The sequence below is a fragment of the Streptomyces sp. NPDC050997 genome (assembly GCF_040660135.1).
Lineage (GTDB): Bacteria > Actinomycetota > Actinomycetes > Streptomycetales > Streptomycetaceae > Streptomyces.
On record NZ_JBFAGK010000001.1, the window covers coordinates 586429 to 605487 of the forward strand.

Below are 19059 nucleotides of genomic sequence, written 5' to 3' on the forward strand. Positions count from 1 at the left end.
GAACGTAACATATTTTGAACTATTCAGTTCAAGATAGGATGGGCAAGGCCACGATGGGTTGGTTCAAGAGCGGGGTGGATGCGGGATGGCCGGGAAGAAGCAGTTCGACGTCGACATCGCGCTCGACGCGGCGATGGTCCAGTTCTGGCGGGCCGGGTACGCCGACACCTCACTCGACGACCTCTCCAGGGCGACCGGACTGAACCGAAGCTCCCTCTACTCCTCGTTCGGTGACAAGGACTCGCTCTACCTGCGCTGCCTGGACCACTACGCCGTCCGGTACGGAGACAGGTACGAGCAGGCGCTTTCCTCCGGTGCGTCCGGGGAACCGCTGCGGGCGATACAGGCGTTTTTCGAGGTCACCCTCAACCGCATCGCCGACCCCGAAGTGCCGGACGGATGTCTGGTCGCCCAGACCGCGATGGCAACACCAGTACTCAGCCCCGCCATCGCCACGCGGGCGATCGAAGCCGTCGGGCTTCAGCGTGCGCGGCTGCGGACCGCCTTGAACACCGCGGAACTGGCCGAGGGCGACGCCGAGAACTACGCCACCCACATCACGGCGGTCAACCAGTCGCTGGCCGTGATGAGCAGGGCCGGGGCGAGCCAGAAGCAGCTCAGCACGATCGTCGACATCAGCATGAGCGCGCTCTCGCAGGCTTTGCACAGCCGGGGCTAGAGCCGCGACGGTTGCCCTGTTGCTCCCTCCGGGCGGCGGCAGGTCGGTCGCTTCCTGCCGACGGGTGCGTGAGATCCCAACGCCATGACGATCTTGGCGCGTGATTTTCTGCCGCATCGGTTCCGCTGGGGCGGTGGCCATGCAGACGTGTGGCCGCTCGTTCGGGATGGCGATTGCCATCCATGCGATAGTCCGGGCACCGCTGGCACCGTTCAGCGACGCGGGCGGGATGGCCGTGTGCGGGATCGAGTCACGTGGATTTCTCCCTGGAGGGGCGGCGGCGCTGGAGCTCGGCGTGGGCTTCGTCGCCGCGCGAAAGGCCGGTGGGATGTTTCGCGGCGAGAAGCTCGCTCGGAAAACGGAGCCCGACCATCGGGGTATCCGGCACTCGCTGCGGATCCAGCGGGCGTCGCTGGACCAGGGGGACCGGGTGCTGCTCGTGGACGATTGGATCGAGACCGGAAGCCAGGCTCTTGCGGTCTGGGATCTGTTGAGCGCTGTGAAGAACTTCCAGACGCTTGATCGTGTAGTGCCGGCTCTTCACCGACTGCGTCGGCTGACGTCGGCCGCGTAGGTGGCTCAGTCAGCGCGCGCAGTTGTTGGCGGAACTCCTCGATGTCCAGCTCAGCCTGAGCGGCGAGGCCGGGGATGTCACGCTCGTGGAACTCCATCCCCAGGATCTCGGGGATCCAGGCGCGGTCGGCGAGGACGGCGAGAACCTCAGGCGGCAGGCAATGAGGTCGATTGTCGCGAGGTAGATCATGGCTTCGGAGCGGTGCGGTGCAACACTTGCCGCTCGCTTGGGCGCGCGATGTGGATGAGAACTGCCGCAAAGTGTCGGTGAGAACCGGATCCCGAAGGCGCCGCCGGGTGTGCCGCACCCTGTCCTCGCGGCTGGCGCAGGGACGACGTATGAAGGTGCCGAGATCTGTCCAGCGCTCGTTCCATGCGCCGCCAGGTCCGCGGTGATCGGCGAGGTCCAGGAGCCGTAGGGGACGGGGTTGTCGGGGGCTCGACCCGTGGCCGACTCACTGCCCCCGCCCCTGAAGCCTGTGCTGGATCGACGTATTGTCCGCCTGGTTGCAGCTTATCCCGGTATGTTGTGTCTCAGTCTCCATCCCGGTCGCTCATGACTGGCAGGCAGGTGCCCGAAGCCCGTTGAGGGTGGCGGCAGCCTGGGCGCGCCTGTTCGGAGGTACTCTCGGCGGTCAGTACGACCGAGGCATTCGGCACGACATGACACGACTCCCACAGGATGCCGGTGCGGCTGACGCGGAGGGTGGCGTTGACGATCTCCTGCCGCGCCGGCCGTCGATGACCACGCCCTCACGCGGCTGGACGCCCTCCTCCTCGTAGCGCCGGGCCCACGCAAGAGCACTCAGCTCGGGCTCGATGCGCCGATCCGTATCAGCCGCACGTGTGCGTCGTATTGGCGAGCACCCATCAGTCGCCACAGCAGCCGGGCCGGGGCAGGCATCTCGCCGAGGAACCATGCGCGTTCGCGCGGCGTGGCATCCTCCAGGACCATACCGGCCAGGGTCAGCTTGCCGGTCAGCGTCTTGGGGCCGTGCTTCATGGCGTGCTTCTGCGGCGCCAGCCATTCCGGCACGGTGAGGTGATCGTGGATGAGCGGAAGCACTGAGTCCTCTTCCAGGTCCAGATGCTCGGTCAGGGTCGGGCCGAGATCCCGCAGGGCGTCGGCAAGCCGGTCGCGGGCCGGGGCCTTCGCATCGGCGGTCCAGGCGGGCAACGCGGCCGCGACTTTGCCGACGGCGTCGCCGATCACCTGGTGCTGCCCTTCCATGGCGCCGATCAAGTCCTTCTCGATCGGTACGCGTTCCATGAGGACCGGCCAGAGCAGTTCGTCTTCGGCCTCGTGGTGGTCGTGCAGCATCCCCAGAAGCAGGGAGAGGTGATTGCCGAGCAGACGGGCGCGGGCGGTATCGCCCACGGACACCCCGGCGATGAGAGCGGGAAGCTGGGTGAACTCCCGCCTCATCACACGGTGGATGACCTTCATCTGCTGGATCTCGGGCTTGTCGGCAGGAGCATCGGGGTTAATCAACATACATTTATAGTAACATCATTAACATCAATGTGTCCCTGTCATAATGATGGGATGGCGAAGCGCACCTACCGTTCAAAGGTCCGGACCCTCGCGGCGGGACAGACGCATACCGCCATCCTCCGAGCCGCGGAAGAACTGTTCGTCGAGTCGGGGTTCGCCAGGGCCACGGTCTCCGCCATCGCGGACCGGGCGGGGGTCGCGCTGAACACCGTGTACACGAGCGTCGGAGGCAAGTCGGCACTGGTGGAGGCGCTGGCAAGGGAGGGCACGGAGGACAAGGAGATCCAGACCGCGCTCGCCGCCCTGCTGGCCACAACAGATGGCTCGGAAGTCCTACGTCTGACGGCCGAGAGCACTGGCGAGATCACACGCCGCCATGAACGCGTCCTGAACTTCCTGCGCGACAACGCGACCGCCGATCCTGCGGTGGCCGCTGCGGCTGAACACGCTGTCGAGCGTTACCGCGAGCGGCTGGCCATCATCGCCGACCACCTGGTGGCCCTGCGGGCGGTCCGCCTGGACGCGGTCCGAACCGAGCAGATCCTCTGGTTCTACTTCGGCCAGGGGGCTTGGAGGACCGTCCGCGGGTTCGGCTGGACCTGGGCGGACGGCGGCGTCTGGCTGGCCGCACGGGCAGCCGACGCTCTGCTGCGCACACCCCCGAGCGACGGCGGCTGACCACCCGCAGTTCGTGAACAGGAGAAGACCGCGCCTCTGGCCGCCTCGCTTCGTGGTCTCAGTCATCAGCGTTCATCACAATCAAGGTCCCGAGTGCCCCGGCGTCACCGGACTGGGCAGCATGGGCGAGTCCCCCGTCCGAAGGCGCGCTCATCGTCATTCGAATCCCCTGTGTTCGGCATGGGCGGCTGGCACCAGAACTACCGGCCTGCACTTCGGCCCCGCAGCCGGTTCTTCCTGAACTACCCGCAGCACCTCGACCTGCCGGCCGCGTCACTGGCCAAGCCGCCGGCCGGACGCGCGCCTGCCGGCGAGCCCGATCTCGAAGCGCTCGGAGTCGCCCTGAAGGAGTTCAGGAATCGGCGTCACCACACGCACCTCCACCAGCGACCCGCTCTCGCAGGGGACCCGCCGTATCGAGGTGGAGGGCGTCGCCCGGCGGTATCACGTCCACGGCACAGGAGCGCTGTGCATCGCACACTCCGGAGATCCGGAAGGGACTGGCCCTGCGGCGGTCAGACCAGACCCGCGTGGTGGATGGTCAGGGCGATCTGTACCCGGTTGGTGAGTTCCAGCTTGGTGAGGATGTGCGAGACATGGGCCTTGACGGTGGCCAGGCTCATGTACAGCTCCGCTGCGATCTCCGCGTTGGTCTTGCCCTGTCCCACGGCGACCGCGACTTCCCGTTCCCGCTCGCCCAGCCGGTTGAGCCGGGTGCGTGCCTCGGTGGTCTCCGGTCGCCGGTCCGTCCTGTGGTCCTGGGTGACACGGGCGATGAGCTGCTCGGTCACCGCGGGTGAGAGCACCGGCTCACCCGCCTTCACCCGGCGCACCGCCGCGACGATCTCGGCCGGTGAGGTGTGCTTGAGCAGGAAACCGGCCGCGCCGGCGGACAGTGCGCTGAGGACCTGCCCCCGTCTCAGCTGCGTCCGCCACCTGGGATCGGCGCCGTCCCGACGCTCCGGTCCCTGCCGGGTGGGGGCAGGTCCGGGGCGGGGTTGCTCGGCGCGGTGGTGGACGTTTTCCGTGTCAGCGGCGGAGGAAGTCCAGCGTCTGTGCCACGAACAGGTCGTGGTGCTGGAAGATGCCGCCGTGGCCCGAGTCGGGGTAGACGCTCAGCTGCACGTCGGGCAGCAACCGGGCGAGGTGGAACGAGCTGATCGTCGGCAGCATCGTGTCGTCGTCGCCGTTGACAACGAGGACGGGCTTGTCCACGCTCTTCAGGCCTTCGGGCGAGGTGCCCTGCTCCCACTTCGCGAGGGCGGCCAGCTGGGCGCCGATAGTTTCGTTGGACACCGGCGCGTCGCGGTCCTCCGTGCGCTCGTCCAGACGGGCGAGGAAGGCGTCGGCGGCCGCCTGACTGGTCGCCGTCGGCGAGAAGAACAGGAAGTGCTTGGGGTGCTTGCCCTGGGCGCCGGCCTTCTCCATGGCGGCCTGGAGTACGGCCCCCGTGGCGGCGGGCCCCTCGTCGCCTGCGGGTGAGGTGCCGGCCAGGATGACGCGGCGGACCAGGTCGGGTCGCTGCTGGACGATCACCTGGGCGACCATGCCGCCCAGGGAGAAGCCCAGCAGGTCGACCGTGCTCAGTCCGAGCTTCTCCAGGAAGGCCACCGCGTCGCCGGCCATGGCCTCGACGCTGTCGGGGGTGGTACCGCCCGAGTCGCCGACGCCCCGGAGGTTGACCAGGATGACGGGCCGCTCGGCCGCAATGCCGTCGACGACTTCGGGGTCCCAGTCGTCCAGTACCGCGGTGAAGTGGTGCAGGAACACCACCGGGACGCCCGTGGTCGGGCCGACCTCGCGGTAGGTGAACGGGGTCCCGCCGACCTCGACGGTCTTGGTGACGGCTTCCTTGCTGGTTACAGACATGACTCTGTTCCTTCTCTCGCTTCGTGCCGGTGACGGCGTCCTGACTCTCATAGCGTAGCGCTCGTTATATAACGAGCGCTACCCTAAGGTGCCCAATAAGTCCGGAGACTTAAAGGAGGGACCGGGGATGAGGTACTCGAAGGAGCACAAAGCGCAGGCCAAGGCCGCGATCGTGCGGGAGGCGGGCCGCACGCTCAAGGAGGGCGGCTTCCACGGCGTCGGGGTCGACGGACTGGCCGCGTCAGCCCAGGTCACCTCGGGGGCCCTCTACTCCAACTTCGCCAACAAGGAAGCGGTCCTCGAAGAGGTCGTGGCCACACAGCTGGGCATCGAGTTCGCCGGCCTCGCCGACAAGGAGCCGGCCGAGCGCCGCGCCCTGCTCCGCGAGTCCCTCCGCGTCTACCTCAGCGACCTGCACCGTGAGGACCCCGGACACGGCTGTGTGATGCCGTCACTGAGCGCGGACGTGGCGCGGGCGGGCGACTCGGTCCGTGAGGCGTACCGGCGCCGGATGGCCGATGTGATCGCCATCCTGGCCCCCGCCATGCGCGGAAAGCCGGAGGAACAGGTGCAGCTGGCCTGGGCTCTCCTCGCCTCGATCGTGGGTGCGATCACGATCGCGCGGGCCCTCCCCTCTGGCGACCAGGCCCAGGCCGTACTCGACGCCGTCCTCGCGTCAGTCATGCAGTCGATCACGGACGAGCCCTGACGGGTACTGGGTACGGCTGCGCAGCGGAGCAGAGGTGACCAGCGCCCGCGTCGGAGCGTAGACGATGTGCAAGAACCTGCCGCGGAAGTGACCGATTCTGAACACGCGCGGTTCGATGTCTTCGTGCTGAAGCCCGAGGCGGTCGACGCCCCCAGTCTGCGAGGCCAAGGACGCGGGAGCCGCCTGTTCGAGGCCATGCGGGTGGCCCAGCAGACGTAAGCGGCAACCACGAGGCCGTGGAAACGGTCCTGAAACCCGGCCCCACGCTGACCGTGCGCCAAATACGATGAGGTGGCCATGGACGCCGCTCACGCGCTCTTCCACGCGGACAGCCGCCACCTGCTCACCTACCAGCGTGGCCCGGACACCTGGGACGCTGAGAGACCGCCGTCCTCCTGTGAGCGCCATGATGCAGGGCGCCGCGAAGGACTGGTTCGAGCCGGCCATTGTGACGGATCGTCGCTGCCTGGCCTGTCCTGTACTGCTGCCGATCCGGGCAGGAGTGTCGGCAGCGGCAGAGCATCTCCACCCACAACTCGCCAGGCCGCGACGCCAGATGGCGTCCCTTGTTGTGGTGTAGCCGATCACGGTCAGGGAGTGCGCCCGGGGCGCGTGCTGGCGTGGCTTCCGCTCCCTGCCCGCAGGGTGGGTCACCGTGCAACTCTCCGTAATGAACGGGCAGTTCAACGCGGGAGGTGCAGGGTGGCCCTGTCTCAGCATGACCTGGACACGCCGTGGACGTAAGCCTCCATGATGACCGCATAAAGGGCCTGGTCGATGCGGCGGCGTTCCCAGTCACATCCCGAAACCCAAACGAACGCCGCGACGACGCAGCAGAAATCAACAGGTCGACGACGCTCCCGATGTCTGACCCAGGCATACGAAAGGGCATGTCCAGCCTCGCCTCCGCACCGCCCACCGCCTCACCTCGTCGCCTTGGCACCGGGCCTGCTTCCGGGGCTGATCCCGACCGGCCGGCGGCTGATCATAGGAGCTCAACAGCCCTTCGCTTCGGGCTCGCCGTGGCGGAGCACCTCGTGCAGCAGCGCTACCCCGACCGCATCGGGTCGGTCGTGGACACGAGCAGGGTGCTGCGAGCCGGCTGGCCCCTGAGCGTCTCGCAACGGAACAAGGGCTGACGGCCCCCGGCCCAACTACCTCATCAAGGCATGGAAGCTCGGCGAGCCGTCGAAGGCGCCTTCGTGGCCTGCCGGGGAAACCACCAGAAGCCGTGCAAGCGGACCGGCCCGAACCCGCAGCACCACGATCCAGCAAGATGTACGGCCGACCGCAGTTGCCCCTGAAGCCGCCTCCGCTGTTCCCCGACGCTACTCGTCCGACGCGAGTGGCTGGTCGTAGGCGCTCAGAAGCACTTCGATGCTCTGATTGTTGATGGACTGCCGGTCGTAGAGGCGTTTGGCGTACCGCGACAGGAGAACTTCGACGCTTTTGCCGGCCCCCTGGGCGACCTCGGCCGGGTCCGCCCCGGCGCACAGCCAGGTGGACAGCGCCGAATGCTTCAGGTCGTACGGGCGCTTCGCGAGCGGGGCGCCGACGAGGGGCGGCGCCAGAGCCAGGTCGCGGGTCTCGTGCCAGACCCGGTGGTAGGTGGTGTAGCGAGGACTCCGCCGCGTTCGCTGAAGAACAGCCGGCCGTCGTCAGCCGTGCCGAAGGTGGCGACGTGCTCGCGCCACAGGGCCACCAGATGCGGGGGCAGCGGCACCACCCGTGTTTCTCCCGGCGGGCGGTTCTGGCCCCCTGGGCGAGGCCCGCGCGGATGGCCCGCACCAACTCCGCGCCGAAGTCGCAGCAACCGTGTGGCAACGCTCGGTACGGCGGACAGGCCATTGGCACGCCACAATGACGTAGCGGCCCCTCACCAGCCCAACTGCACTCATACGCCCTGTATGACGCCGAATGAGTGGTTGTCGGCAGTGGGAGTTCCGTGGGACTTTTCTGGGACTTCCGGCTGCGTCAACGGGTACGAGCATGAAACAGCTGAAAGGTCATTCGCGCAGGTCAGCCACCTGAGACCACTCATTGCGGCAGGTCACCGCGTCCGCTGGCCTCTTCCGGGACATCTGAATGGCGGATGTCACCGCACCCTGCCTGACCTGCGCTGATGCGGGTCCAGAGGGGGTGCGGCGGCGTCTCAGCGCAGTTGCTCGGCCAGTCCGACGATGATGCCGTCCGGGCCGCGGAGGTAGCAGAGCAGATAGCTGTCCTCGAACCGGGCGATCTCGCCGACGAGTTCGGCGCCGTGAGGACGCAGGCGGGCAACGGTGTCCTCGATGTCGTCGACGGCGAACATGACGCGGTGCGTGCCCAGAATGTTGTGCGGCCGATTGCGCGGCCCGGCGCTGATCGCCTCGGGGCTGCGGTACTTCGCCAGCTCGAGCCGGCTGTGACCGTCCGGGGTCCGGACCATCGCGATGTCACAGCGGACGCCGTCGAGCCCGGTGCACTGGTCGGCGACGAAGCCCTCGACCTCCGCCCTGCCCTCCAGCTCCATACCGAGTTCCACGAAGAACGCGATGGCGGCATCGATGTCCTCGACGACGATGCCGACGTTGTCCATCCGCTGAATCGCCACGCTGGTCTCTCCTTCGTCCTCGTGCGGCCCGGTGGTGACCGCTGATGTCCCTGGGACGGAGCCGGTGGCACGTTCTCGACATCCGCAGACCGGCGGAAGCGCGACACACACCTGCTCCTCATCACCCGTACTGAACGAAGCAGCAGGTCAGGCGGTTCCGGTAGCTTGCGACCCAGTCCACATGATGCGTCATCGGGAACATGTCAGTACCAGAAAGCGGTACAGAACCCCAGGTCAGAAGCGGTCTTCCGAGTGCCCCTGACGCCCCCCAGGACCCTGAGCGTCAAACGAGCGTCAAGTCTCATGACAATGCATGTGGGGCTGCTCGGGACAAAGAGGCGGCACTCCACGGCCGGGAGGGGTGCGATCTGCACGCGGTTGTTCAGCTCCAGCAGGGTCCGCATAGGCAGCAGGATCCACATGTGGCACTCGTCACCGTCAGCCAGGGGTGACCTCAGCGTTCACCGGTCAGGTCCTGGCGAGTCAGCACGGCCCGACCGGCGAGGGGGTGGGCGACCGGTACGCAGCTCTCGACCGGGTCTTCGCCGAGGAGGGCTCTCCGCACCTTCCGGTACGGGGAGCCGGACCGGGGCGGAATCGTGGGTGAGTGCGAGGTCGGCGGCCCCCCTGGAGCGAGGTCCGTGCACGGCTCGTCCGTGGCGCACCGCATACAGCAGGCGGCCCCTCATCCGGAGAGGAAGGGCCCCCTGATCATCGTTGTTTCCGCATACCCCGGCGGCTACGCGGGATCCAGCACGGGCCTCGCGGGAAGCCCGCCGTTCTTCTCGCAGCGCAGTTCCTTGGCCATGGCCAGCGAGAAGGAGTGGGCCACGGTCGCGTAGGCGTCCTTCAACGCCTCGACGTCGCCCTCGGGCTCTTTTGGCATACCCCCGCGCTCGACGCCGATGTCGATGTGGGCCACTCTCGACGAGTCGGACAACTTGTCGCTCAGGCATGCGAACCGGACGTATGCCTTGTCCGCCGCCGCCAAAGCCTCCTCACCCATCTTCAGCACGGTGAACTCCGGGGCCGCCGGGTCATCCGTCGGGGCTTCGTCGGCCAGCCTCCAGGTGATTTTGAGCTCGAAATTCGGCGTGTCGAGGGGCGTGTAGACACGGCAGGCGTCCTTGGGCACGGTCGGGACCGGGAACGCCTCGACAAGGTCCGCCGCGGTCTGCGCGACGGTGTACTCCTCTGCCGACGCCTCGAACCGTGACGACCCCGTGATCACCTTCAGTGCCTTGGACGCGTCCGCGGACACGGCATCGCCACCGCAGAGTGCTGTCCCCGCAACGACCTTGTAATCCTTCGGAAGTTCGTCCTTATCTCTGCCCCCTCCGCAACCGGTGGCCCCGACAAACAACGAACCGGCCATGACCGCAGAGAGGAGCCCCCCACGTACCGACCTACGATTGATCACTGTCCGTATCCTTACGTGTCCTCGGCCGTCCACCGGCCTCAGCCGGTCTCCGGGTCGTTGCCCTGCTGGTTCTCCCGGTCGTTGCCGACCCCGTAGCCGATCAGCATCGATTCGTGCAGGTCTTGCGCGAACACGCCTTTTTCGGGATCCATGCCGTGATGCCGCAGGAACTCCTCCATCGGGGACTCGGCCATGCTCTCACCGGCGGAGTAGATCTTGGTCTTCTCCGTCCTGTTGAGCTCCTCCACCTTCTCCTTGTGCTCATCCACCGAGTTGTCGGAGATGTCGCCGACCATCTGGCCGATGACCTGTTCGGCAGCACCACTGGCGGTATCGGTCGCCAGCGGGATGAGCACCGCGGCCGTGCCCACGGCCGCGGTCGCGGGCAGGAAGGCTACGCCCGCCGCGACGCCCGCCGTGGCCCCGAACTCGACCCAGCCCGCCCGCTTGGCGACCGCCTTCTCGTAGTCCTCGTGGGTCTTGAGGTTCGTCGCCTCCACCTGGTCTGCCCGGGACTGGTCGAGCATGCCCTGCACCTCGGCGCCCACGCGCACGGTCGCCCTGGCAGCGCCCTCGTTGATCTTTCCGTCGGGTCCCACTGTCTCTTCCAGCGCGCTGCGGGTGTAGACCTGCTCCGCGGTCGAGACCGTCGCGTAGGCGTCCGGGTGCTGGCCGAGGGTGCTGAGGAAGCCCCGGACTACGCTCCGCCCGTTCCCGTCCGCGGTGTCCGCGAAGTCGAGGTGCCCGTCCGGGTTCTTGCCCGGCGCGAACACGCTGTCCGGATCGTTCTTGGCCAGCGCCCAGTTGATGTCGTCGATGTACCCGGCGCCCATGACGCCCAGGCTGTCGGCCATCGCCTCGTGGTGCTCCTTGAGCAGACCCGGGTCCGCACCGTATTTCTCCATGACCTTCTGCATGACCGCGGCGTTGTCCGCGTCCCGCACCACGCCGGCGTCCGGGTGCCCGGACGGGTAACCGAGGGTCGCCGCCTCCAGGGCGTGACCGAGGGCGTCGGGCATCTGGTCGAGCGACGCCTTGCCCTCCTTCTCGTCGGTCGAGTTGACGTCGGGGAAGGACTCCCACTTCTCGTCGCCGAAGAAGTCGAGGTAGTTGTCGATCGCCTCGCCGTCCTTGTTCTTTCCGAGGTCGGCCGTGGCACCGTGGTTGACCGTGCCGTCCTCGTTGTACGCGGTCGGAGGGTCGGCGAAGAACTTCTTCGCCGCTTCCGGACTGTTGCCGAGCGCTTCCAGCATGGCGGTGGCCGGGTCGTAGCCGGCGCCGTTCACGCCCGAGGGGTTGAACGGGTTCTTGAACGGACTGTTCACCACCTTGTTCTCGGCGAACCTGTACGGATCCTTCTGATGCAGCTGCGCCACGTGTTCCGCGATCGGGTTGAGGAACTTCGCGTCGTAGTTCCCGTACCGCATGATCCCGCCGAGCAGCTGGTATCCGAACGGCCCGCCGTAGTCGTTCTTGGCCAGCGGAATGCGCTCCGTACCCAACTTGCGGAGCTCCGGACCCCACTTGTCGGTGAACTCCTTGTCGTGGGAGGCGGTGGCCAGGTTGAGGCCCAGGTTCTTCTGGAGCTCCTGGACGTCCTTCAGGCGCTCCGCGTCGACCTTGCCGTACTCGTACATGTCCATGGAGAGCTGGCCGAAGAACGCGAGCGACTTCTCGGGACCGAGCTTCTCGTAGAAGCCCTTGGAGAACTCCACCGACGAACTGTTGTCCTTCAGCAGCTCGTTGAGCTGCTGCAGTTCGGCGTGTGTGATGTCCCGGCCCTTGGCCGCCAGAGCGGCGGCGCGGGCGGCCTCCTCCTGGTCCAGCTTCGTGTACGTCGGAGCGCTGAAGTCCTTGCGGTCGGAGACGTTGGCCTCGAGGGTGTTCTTGAGGGCGAGGTCGGTGTCGTTGCAGTTGTCGACGATGAGGTCGATCCTCTTCTGCCACGACTCGATGTTCCGCCTCTCCTCCTGCAGGAACTCGCTGTAGTCGGGGTCGTGCCGCGCCGCGGAGCTCTCGGACAACGGGTTCCGCGCAGTGACCTTGCCGTTGCCGGCCACGCGGATGCCAGCCGCGGGCCCCTCCTGGTCCCGGATATTGACCAGGTCGTCCTTGGCCTTCTTGATGGCCGCGTGACCCTCTTCCAGGATCAGCTTCACACCCTTGGCCTCGGCCGCGGCGTCCGCGAACTCCTTGGCCGTCTTACCGATGAACGCCTTGGTGACCCCTGCGTTGACGCCCTCCCAGGCCGCTCTGTCCGCCTTTGCCTTCATCCCGTCGGCGGCGTCGGTGGCGAGCTTGTCCAGCTTCCCCGCCATCTCCGACCAGTCGTCGACGGCGGCCTTCAGCTTCGCCACCGGAGCGTCGATAATGTCCTCGTACTTCAGCATGTTGCGCGCTCCCCCGAGCCCTATTTCATGTATTCCGTGAGCACGGAGATCCGCGTCAGATCTCCCTCGATCTTCGCCTCGTCCTTGGCATGCTGGGCCTTGCTGTAATCGAGGTGATTCGAAATCTGCGCGCAGGCGTCCAGCAGCGTCTTCAGGTGCGTCTGCCAGAAGTCATGCACCTTCAGCACGGCCGAACCGCTCACGAAATTCCCATTGGTCAGCGCCGTCGCCGCGTCGAACGTGGAGGAACGCGCGATGTCGCCCTCCTTCGTCAGCCGTCCCAGCAGGTCATACGCGTCATTGCCGATAGCTCCGAGGTCGTCCCGATTGACCACCAAGTCGTTCCCGCCACCACCGCCTCCGCCGCCGTCGGCCGGAATGCTGTTGATCTGCATGGCAGTCCGCTTGGCCGCCGCCGCGCGCAGTTCGGCCCATTCTTGCTCGAACGTCATGAATTTCCCCCGAGTCGATCCAGGCAGGCCACACCGTACTCGCGCGGCCACCGACCTGATCACCTGTCTCTTGTATCATCACCCGCCCACGGGCGGCCGGTAGTTGATTCCCCGAAGCCCGGACGACAACGATCGAATCCCGGCAGGGTCATGCCCCGTGGATGCGGTCTCCCCGCCTGCCCAAGGCGGCGCGTGCGGCCCAGAAACGACCACTCGCGATTCGTCAGACCCCTCACATGATCCGCCGGATGGTGCCCAGCCCGGTGGGATCACAGGCGCAGCCACCGTCACCCTCGTACGTCTCTCTGATCAACCAGACCCGGAGTAGTCGGCGTGCACTCGCGCCTGCGCACCGATCAAGACTTGGGACGTCCGCCAGTAGGTCATCGGATGCGTGGGCTTCGGGGGCGGGTGTTCCAGCGGTAGAGGGTCCAGGCACGTCGGATCAGGCGGCGGACCGTGATGATGGTGCTGCCCAGTCCGCGGGGGACGAGTGGATGCGGATGCTGAGCGAGGACGCGGCCGTTGCGGAGACCGCCGAGGAACTGCACGCGCGACTCCGGCATAGGCTCGGCAACCTGACCCTCACGGCGGTCAACTCGGAACTGCCCAGCCACCCGTTCGAGCGCAAGCAGGATCTACTCAAGGGCAGCCACCTGGAGTTGAACCGACGCATCGCAGCCACCGACCGGTGGGGGGCCCAGGAGATTCTGCCCCGCGCCGACGATCTCGCCGAGCGCGCGATCGCACTGTGGCCGGCCCCTCTGCGCGGAATCGGCCGGTCAGGGCGCAGCCGCGACTGGCAGCTGGTCCATCAGGTACTCGCGGCGCTCCCTCACGGCACCTGGACGTCCTACGGTGACCTCGCCGCATTCCTCGGTTCGGGCGCGCAGGCCGTGGGGAACCACCTGGCCGCCACCCCGGGCGTGGCCTACGCGCATCGCATGCTCATCTCCGAGGGCAAGGTCTCCGACGGGTTCCGCTGGACGTCCCCGAGCGAGGGGGGCGACGTCCGCGCCCGGTTGACCGCAGACGGCGTCCGCTTCACGGTCAACGGCGCCGCCGATTCGGCCCAACGCATCACTGCCGACGATCTCGCCCTCCTGCTCACCGGCGTCGACGACTCCCAGGCGGACGACCAGGACACGGCAGAGCGCACTGTGCAAAGCCAAGCGAGGAGACGCGCGCCGACCGGTTCTTCTGTCAGCTCGCGGTAGACGACCGGCGCTGCGCGCCGAACCGCTACGGCGGCTCAACGGGCTGAAGGGTGTCGACATCCCCGAGGGAAGGCCAGAACTGCGTCCCAGCTTTCGTCTCTCCCTTCTGGATGAGAACCACAACCGCGAACTGCTAGCCGAGACACTCGCGTGGTTCCGTTGCGGCTGGGACGCCCGGGATGCGGCCTGAGGCGGCGACGCGCGGGCATCGACGAACAGGCGGCTCTGACAGCCCACTCGGTACTCGGTCGCCATGACGGGACGCCGTTCCTCAACGACACCGGCCTCTCGTGCTCCGCCACCCTCCCTGACGTCCGGCCCGGCACCATCGCACGCACACCCGACGGGTGAATCCCAGCTCCTCGGTTCTGGAGGCACGGTAAGCGGGCATACCGGCAGCCGAGCCCGTGACACTGGCTGCCGATCGGTCGGGATCCGCCGTCCTCGTCGGCCACTACGCGCAGGCGACGTGGCGGAGCATTCCGGGCGGGCGTCATTCGAGCGTCAAGGATCCTTGGCACCGCCACGACACTCATGCCGTCAGGACCGTGTGCTGTGCCATAACCGCAGGTCAGAATGCCGAACACCAGGACACCGTTCGCTCGACCCGGTGCAGGCAGCAAAACAGGTCGAGCGAGCCATCCAAACCGCAATCCGCAGGTCAGGAACCCTTGGCCACCGGCTCCAGAATCGCCACGCACTCCACATGATCCGTCATCGGAATCATGTCAGGACGAGCCGAGGGACATAGCTCCCGGTCCCCCGAAGCGGGCCCACCCTCACCCTCGCCCGTCGACGATCCCGGATTCCCAGGCCCAGGCGGCGATCTCCACACGGTTGCGGGCGGAGAGCTTGATCTGCACGTTGGAGAGATGGGTCTTCACCGTACCGACCGAGATGGTCAGTTCGGTGGCGATCTCGGCGTTGGTCAGCCCTCTGGCCACCAGGCGCACCAGATCGTTCTCCCGCGCGGAGAGTGCGGTGTGCGGTTCCCGGGGGGCGGGCACGGCGCTGTTGAGGCGCCGCAACAGCCGGACCGTGATGGCCGGGCTCACCAGCGCCTCGCCGGAGGCGGCCGCCCTGATGGCCTCGACGAGGAGGGCGGGGCCCGAGTCCTTGATCAGGAATCCGGAGGCGCCTTCGCCCAGAGCGCGCTGGACGTACTCGTCGTCGTCGAACGTCGTCACCACGACGACCTTCGGCGGATTCACGGTGCCGGGGCGGGTCAGTCTGCGCAGTGCCTCCAACCCGTCCATGCGGGGCATGCGGATGTCCATCAGCACCACGTCGGGCCGGTGGCGCTCGGCGAGTTCCAGCGCGTGCACCCCGTCCTTGGCCTCCCCGACGACGTCGATGTCGTCCTCCGCGGCGAGGATCATCGCGAACCCGGCACGGACCATGGCCTGGTCGTCGGCGATCAGCACACGGATCGTCATGACGCCGCCGCCTTCGCCGTGGAGGCGGCCGGGGACACGGGGACCGTCGCCTCGACTCCCCAGCCGCCGGCCGTCACCGGGCCCGCCTGGACGTCTCCGCCGATCAGGCCCACCCGCTCGGCCAGGCCCTTCAGCCCGAAGCCGCTCTGGGAGACATGGCGCGTCCGTCCGTCGTCGCTGACCCGCACGATGAGCCGGTCTCCCGAGCGGTCCACACGCACCAGCACCTCGGTGCACCCATGGGCGTGTTTGCGTACGTTGGTGAGGGCCTCCATCACCACCCGGTGCGCGGTGGTGGACACCTCGACCGGCAGGTCGTCGAAGGTCCCTTCCAGTTCGAGCCGGGCCCGGGCGCCACCGACGGCCGAGAACTCCTCGACGAGCGTCCGCACTTCACCGATGCCCGCCAGCGGCGTCAGTGTCACCTCGCCGTCGGCGTCACGCAGCATCCCCACCATGTGCCGCATCGAGGTCAGTGCCTCCGAGCCCGCCTGTTCGATCCGCTGCAGCGCGGGCGGTACGAGTTCGGGCCGCCGGCCGGCGATCGCCTGGGCCCCCTGCGCCTGCACGACGATGCCGGTCACGTGGTGGGCGACGAAGTCGTGCAGGTCCCTGGCGAACTCTGTCCGCTGCTCCAGGCGGAGGGCCGCCGCCTGCCGCCGCCGGTCCGCCAGGAGCAGGCGCATGCCGAGACCGATGCCCAGCGCCGTGACCGCTGCCAGGGCGAAGAGCAGCGCCATGATGATGGTGGACTGCCGCGCCGAGACCGACACCGGCCGCAGCACGATCGCCATGCCCAGCAGAGGGACGGCGAGCGCCGCCCACGACGGCTTCCCCCGTCGGGCGACAAGCAGCAGGAGCCACACGAGCGCCGCCGGCTCGGCGAATCCCAACGCCTGCGAGCCGGCCACCATTTCCAGGTGTAGCCAGACCGAGAGGCACAGCGACCCGACCGCGAATACGCAGGCGGCCACCGGCAGCGCCCGGCTGTCGAGCCGGGGCGAAGCGACGGCGAGAGCGACGGTCAGCAGGGCGCCGATCAGCTTGACGGAGCCGTGGTTCTGGATCCAGTAGAGGCCGCCCGCCCAGTCCAGTACGACGAGGCCGACCAGGCACCCGACGAGCAGCATCCACGCCGTGACGGGCAGTACCTGCGAACGTCCCGTCTCCCTCGTGGCCGTGGGTGTGGGCGCTTCGTTCGCCGCCTGCACCATCTCTCTCACCGTCCCTCCGGCGGACCGGCCGAAAGTCGGAGCCGGCCTCGCATGATCTGTCTTTCGCCCGATCCGCCACGAGACGCCGCGGAGGAGAGTCGTGGTCACCGGGCGGCGTTCGCCATTCATCACGCAAGGACCACGTCATGATCACGGCCGATATCACCTTAGTGGGGAGCCCCGGAGGGGCCGGAGCCCGCGTAGGCGACTTCGCGGCAGTGGTCGACCGTACACAGCCGGCCCTCTCCCCCACACGCACAGGGCCGACCCTCCCACACGTACAGGAGCCACACATGGACCACCCAGGGACGCATCGCGGAAACGGAACGGGCTTCGCACCCCCGGTCGGCGAATCGGCGATCGAGGCCCATGGGCTCGGCAAGCAGTACCGGCGCGGCTGGGCATTGCGGGACGTTTCCTTCCGGCTGCCGGCCGGGCGGGTCTGCGGCCTCGTCGGCCCCAACGGCGCCGGCAAGAGCACCCTGATGGGACTGGCCACCAACATGATCCGGCCGACGACCGGCGGCCTGCGGGTGTTCGGCGCGGCACCGGGGTCGACGGAGTCGGTCCTGCGCACCGCGTACCTCACCCAGGAGAAGCCGTTGTTCCGGCGCTTCACCGTGGCCGAGACCCTGCGCCTCGGCCGTGAGCTCAACCCCCAGTGGGACCAGGAGGTCGCCGAGGGCATCGTCCACGCGGGCCAGGTGCCGCTGAAGGCGAAGATCGGCACGCTGTCCGGCGGGCAGCGCACCCGCGTCGCCTTCGCCCTGGCTTTCGGGAAGCGCCCCGACCTGCTCATCCTCGACGAGCCGATGTCCGATCTGGACCCGCTGGTGCGCCGCGAACTCATGGCCACGCTGACGGCGGAGGCCGCCGAGCACGGCACTACGGTCCTGGTGTCCTCGCACATGCTCGCCGAGCTGGAGTACATCTGCGACTACCTCCTCGTCATCGCGAACGGAGGTCTGCGTCTCGCGGGCGAGGTGAACGAACTGCGCGCCGCACACGCCCTGCTCGACATCCCCGGGGGCGGCTCGTTCTCCTCCGTCGCACCCCACACCGTCATCGAGCACCACCGCTCCGATGGCCGACCGGGCGTCCTGGTGCGGCTGGGCGCTCCGATCACGTCCGGCGGGCCGGCCCAGCCTCCCACCCTGGAAGAGCTGCTGCTCGCCTATCTGCGTTCACCCGACGCGCCCCCGCTGATCGCCCCCAGCGCCCGCGTCGGCGACATCCACGACATCATCACCCGCGACCGGCAGAAGGCTGTGACCGCATGACCACGCTCACTCACGACCCGGCCCACACGGCGCCCGCCGGGCGCCCGCAGAACGCGCCGGGCTCCCGGCCGGCCGGCCCGCGGCTCGGCGGTACCGCGTGGCTCGTCTGGCGCCAGCACCGCGCCGCGTTCTGGACCCTCATCGCCCTCACCCTGCTGTGCGTGGTCGTGATGGTCTTTCTGCGCGGGCAGGTGGTGGACTACCTGGACGCGCAGCCGCGGAAGTCCGGCGGCCTGCCGCCCGATTTCGAGCAGTACACGTCCCGCCTTTCCAGCTTCGGCGGATACCTGGGCTACGTCCCTCTCCTCACGGGTGTCCTGCTCGGTGCCCCGCTCATCGCGGGCGACCTGGAATCCGGCACCGCCAAGCTGGTGACCTCACAGTCCGTCAGCCGGCTGCGCTGGCTCACCACGAAGCTCGCCATGCCCGCCGCGCTGATCGCACTGTCCACCGCGATACTCGCCGCCGTCTTCGACTGGTGGTGGAGCCCGGTCAAGGGGCGGGCCGACACGCTGGAGTGGACCAGCGGCGTGTTCTTCGACGTCACCTGGGTGATGCCGGTGGCCTACGCCCTGCTGACGTTCGCCGTGGGCGTGGCGTTCGGCATGGTCCTGCGCCGCACGCTGGTGTCGATGGTGGTCACGCTCGGCATCGTCGTGGCGATCGGGGTCGTCTGGGACCGGTTCCGGCTGAGCCTCGGGCACATCATGTCGGTCAGCACCGACAAGGGAGTCGGACCCGGCGCCGCACGGCCGGAGCTGCCCACCGGGGCGGTGCAGCAGGGACAGGGCACCTACTTCCTCACCAGCTCCGGAGCCCGTCTGGACTGGACCGCCTGCCTCGACAAGGTGGACAACGACCGGGCGCACACCGCCTGCCTGGAGTCCAAGCACGTCATCGGCTGGTCCATGGACTACCTCCCCATCTCGCAGATGCACACGATGCAGTGGCTCGGAGCGGGCATCATGCTCGCCGTCGCCGCCGCCATCGTCACCTTCATCATCGTCTGGGGCCGCAAGCGCCTGCTGTGACGTCCCGGCAGGGAAGAAGTCAG

General features: G+C 67.9%; 16 protein-coding genes and 2 pseudogenes. 8 read left to right on the plus strand and 10 right to left on the minus strand.

The features are described from left to right. The first annotated feature begins 85 nt into the window (after window positions 1–85). Both AB0H86_RS02475 and AB0H86_RS02480 read left to right on the plus strand, forming a co-directional pair. Window positions 86–679: a TetR/AcrR family transcriptional regulator gene (locus tag AB0H86_RS02475; protein WP_362431975.1), complete on the plus strand. Its 594-nt coding sequence runs from the start codon at window positions 86–88 to the stop codon at window positions 677–679. 133 nt (window positions 680–812) lie between these two features. Beyond that, complete coding sequence (locus tag AB0H86_RS02480) at window positions 813–1253, plus strand: hypothetical protein (RefSeq protein WP_362431977.1); 441 nt, start codon at window positions 813–815, stop codon at window positions 1251–1253. A gap of 804 nt (window positions 1254–2057) precedes the next feature. Here the strand turns inward: AB0H86_RS02480 and AB0H86_RS02485 are convergent. Beyond that, window positions 2058–2747, minus strand: coding sequence for a hemerythrin domain-containing protein (locus tag AB0H86_RS02485; RefSeq protein ID WP_362431979.1), 690 nt, complete (start codon window positions 2745–2747; stop codon window positions 2058–2060). A gap of 51 nt (window positions 2748–2798) precedes the next feature. Here AB0H86_RS02485 and AB0H86_RS02490 point away from each other — a divergent pair, with 51 nt between their 5' ends. Further along, the gene (locus AB0H86_RS02490) at window positions 2799–3425 is read left to right on the plus strand and encodes a helix-turn-helix domain-containing protein (protein WP_362431982.1); all 627 of its coding nucleotides are present in this window, start codon (window positions 2799–2801) and stop codon (window positions 3423–3425) included. A gap of 515 nt (window positions 3426–3940) precedes the next feature. Here AB0H86_RS02490 and AB0H86_RS02495 read toward each other — a convergent pair. After that, window positions 3941–4336 (minus strand): annotated as a pseudogene (locus AB0H86_RS02495) (response regulator transcription factor); the annotation flags it as partial. A 118-nt stretch (window positions 4337–4454) separates the two neighbouring features. After that, window positions 4455–5294, minus strand: a complete 840-nt coding sequence (locus tag AB0H86_RS02500; RefSeq protein WP_362431984.1) for an alpha/beta hydrolase — start codon at window positions 5292–5294, stop codon at window positions 4455–4457. Between the two features lie 127 nt (window positions 5295–5421). Here AB0H86_RS02500 and AB0H86_RS02505 point away from each other — a divergent pair, with 127 nt between their 5' ends. Next, entirely contained in the window at window positions 5422–6003 is a 582-nt protein-coding gene (locus tag AB0H86_RS02505; protein WP_362431987.1) for a TetR/AcrR family transcriptional regulator, read from the plus strand. An 87-nt stretch (window positions 6004–6090) separates the two neighbouring features. Continuing rightward, on the plus strand, window positions 6091–6222 hold the full coding sequence (locus AB0H86_RS02510) for a hypothetical protein (RefSeq protein WP_362431989.1): 132 nt from the start codon (window positions 6091–6093) through the stop codon (window positions 6220–6222). A 1933-nt stretch (window positions 6223–8155) separates the two neighbouring features. Here the strand turns inward: AB0H86_RS02510 and AB0H86_RS02515 are convergent. The 5 genes and pseudogenes from AB0H86_RS02515 to AB0H86_RS02535 form a co-directional block, all read right to left on the minus strand. Then, on the minus strand, window positions 8156–8596 hold the full coding sequence (locus tag AB0H86_RS02515; protein WP_362431991.1) for a VOC family protein: 441 nt from the start codon (window positions 8594–8596) through the stop codon (window positions 8156–8158). A 739-nt stretch (window positions 8597–9335) separates the two neighbouring features. After that, window positions 9336–9971, minus strand: coding sequence for a hypothetical protein (locus AB0H86_RS02520; protein WP_362431993.1), 636 nt, complete (start codon window positions 9969–9971; stop codon window positions 9336–9338). Between the two features lie 83 nt (window positions 9972–10054). Further along, the gene (locus AB0H86_RS02525; RefSeq protein ID WP_362431995.1) at window positions 10055–12406 is read right to left on the minus strand and encodes a hypothetical protein; all 2352 of its coding nucleotides are present in this window, start codon (window positions 12404–12406) and stop codon (window positions 10055–10057) included. Window positions 12407–12426: 20 nt separating this feature from the next. Next, window positions 12427–12858: a hypothetical protein gene (locus tag AB0H86_RS02530; protein ID WP_362431997.1), complete on the minus strand. Its 432-nt coding sequence runs from the start codon at window positions 12856–12858 to the stop codon at window positions 12427–12429. A gap of 383 nt (window positions 12859–13241) precedes the next feature. Then, window positions 13242–13337: pseudogene (locus tag AB0H86_RS02535) on the minus strand (IS5/IS1182 family transposase); the annotation flags it as partial. Between the two features lie 18 nt (window positions 13338–13355). On the opposite strand from AB0H86_RS02535, the gene AB0H86_RS02540 reads away from it, so the two are divergent. Further along, entirely contained in the window at window positions 13356–14075 is a 720-nt protein-coding gene (locus tag AB0H86_RS02540) for a DUF1524 domain-containing protein (RefSeq protein WP_362431999.1), read from the plus strand. A gap of 779 nt (window positions 14076–14854) precedes the next feature. Here AB0H86_RS02540 and AB0H86_RS02545 read toward each other — a convergent pair. Together AB0H86_RS02545 and AB0H86_RS02550 are read right to left on the minus strand one after the other, a co-directional pair. Beyond that, window positions 14855–15511, minus strand: a complete 657-nt coding sequence (locus AB0H86_RS02545; protein ID WP_362432002.1) for a response regulator transcription factor — start codon at window positions 15509–15511, stop codon at window positions 14855–14857. Beyond that, the gene (locus AB0H86_RS02550; RefSeq protein ID WP_362432257.1) at window positions 15508–16725 is read right to left on the minus strand and encodes a histidine kinase; all 1218 of its coding nucleotides are present in this window, start codon (window positions 16723–16725) and stop codon (window positions 15508–15510) included. Before AB0H86_RS02550 ends, AB0H86_RS02545 begins: the two co-directional genes overlap by 4 nt. A 293-nt stretch (window positions 16726–17018) precedes the next feature. Between AB0H86_RS02550 and AB0H86_RS02555 the strand changes: the two genes are divergently transcribed. Together AB0H86_RS02555 and AB0H86_RS02560 are read left to right on the plus strand one after the other, a co-directional pair. Further along, window positions 17019–18005: an ABC transporter ATP-binding protein gene (locus tag AB0H86_RS02555; RefSeq protein ID WP_362432004.1), complete on the plus strand. Its 987-nt coding sequence runs from the start codon at window positions 17019–17021 to the stop codon at window positions 18003–18005. Continuing rightward, a complete protein-coding gene (locus tag AB0H86_RS02560; RefSeq protein ID WP_362432006.1) occupies window positions 18002–19036 on the plus strand; it encodes an ABC transporter permease subunit in 1035 nt (344 codons plus the stop codon). The genes AB0H86_RS02555 and AB0H86_RS02560 overlap by 4 nt, the downstream gene beginning before the upstream one ends. The last annotated feature ends 23 nt before the right edge of the window (window positions 19037–19059 follow it).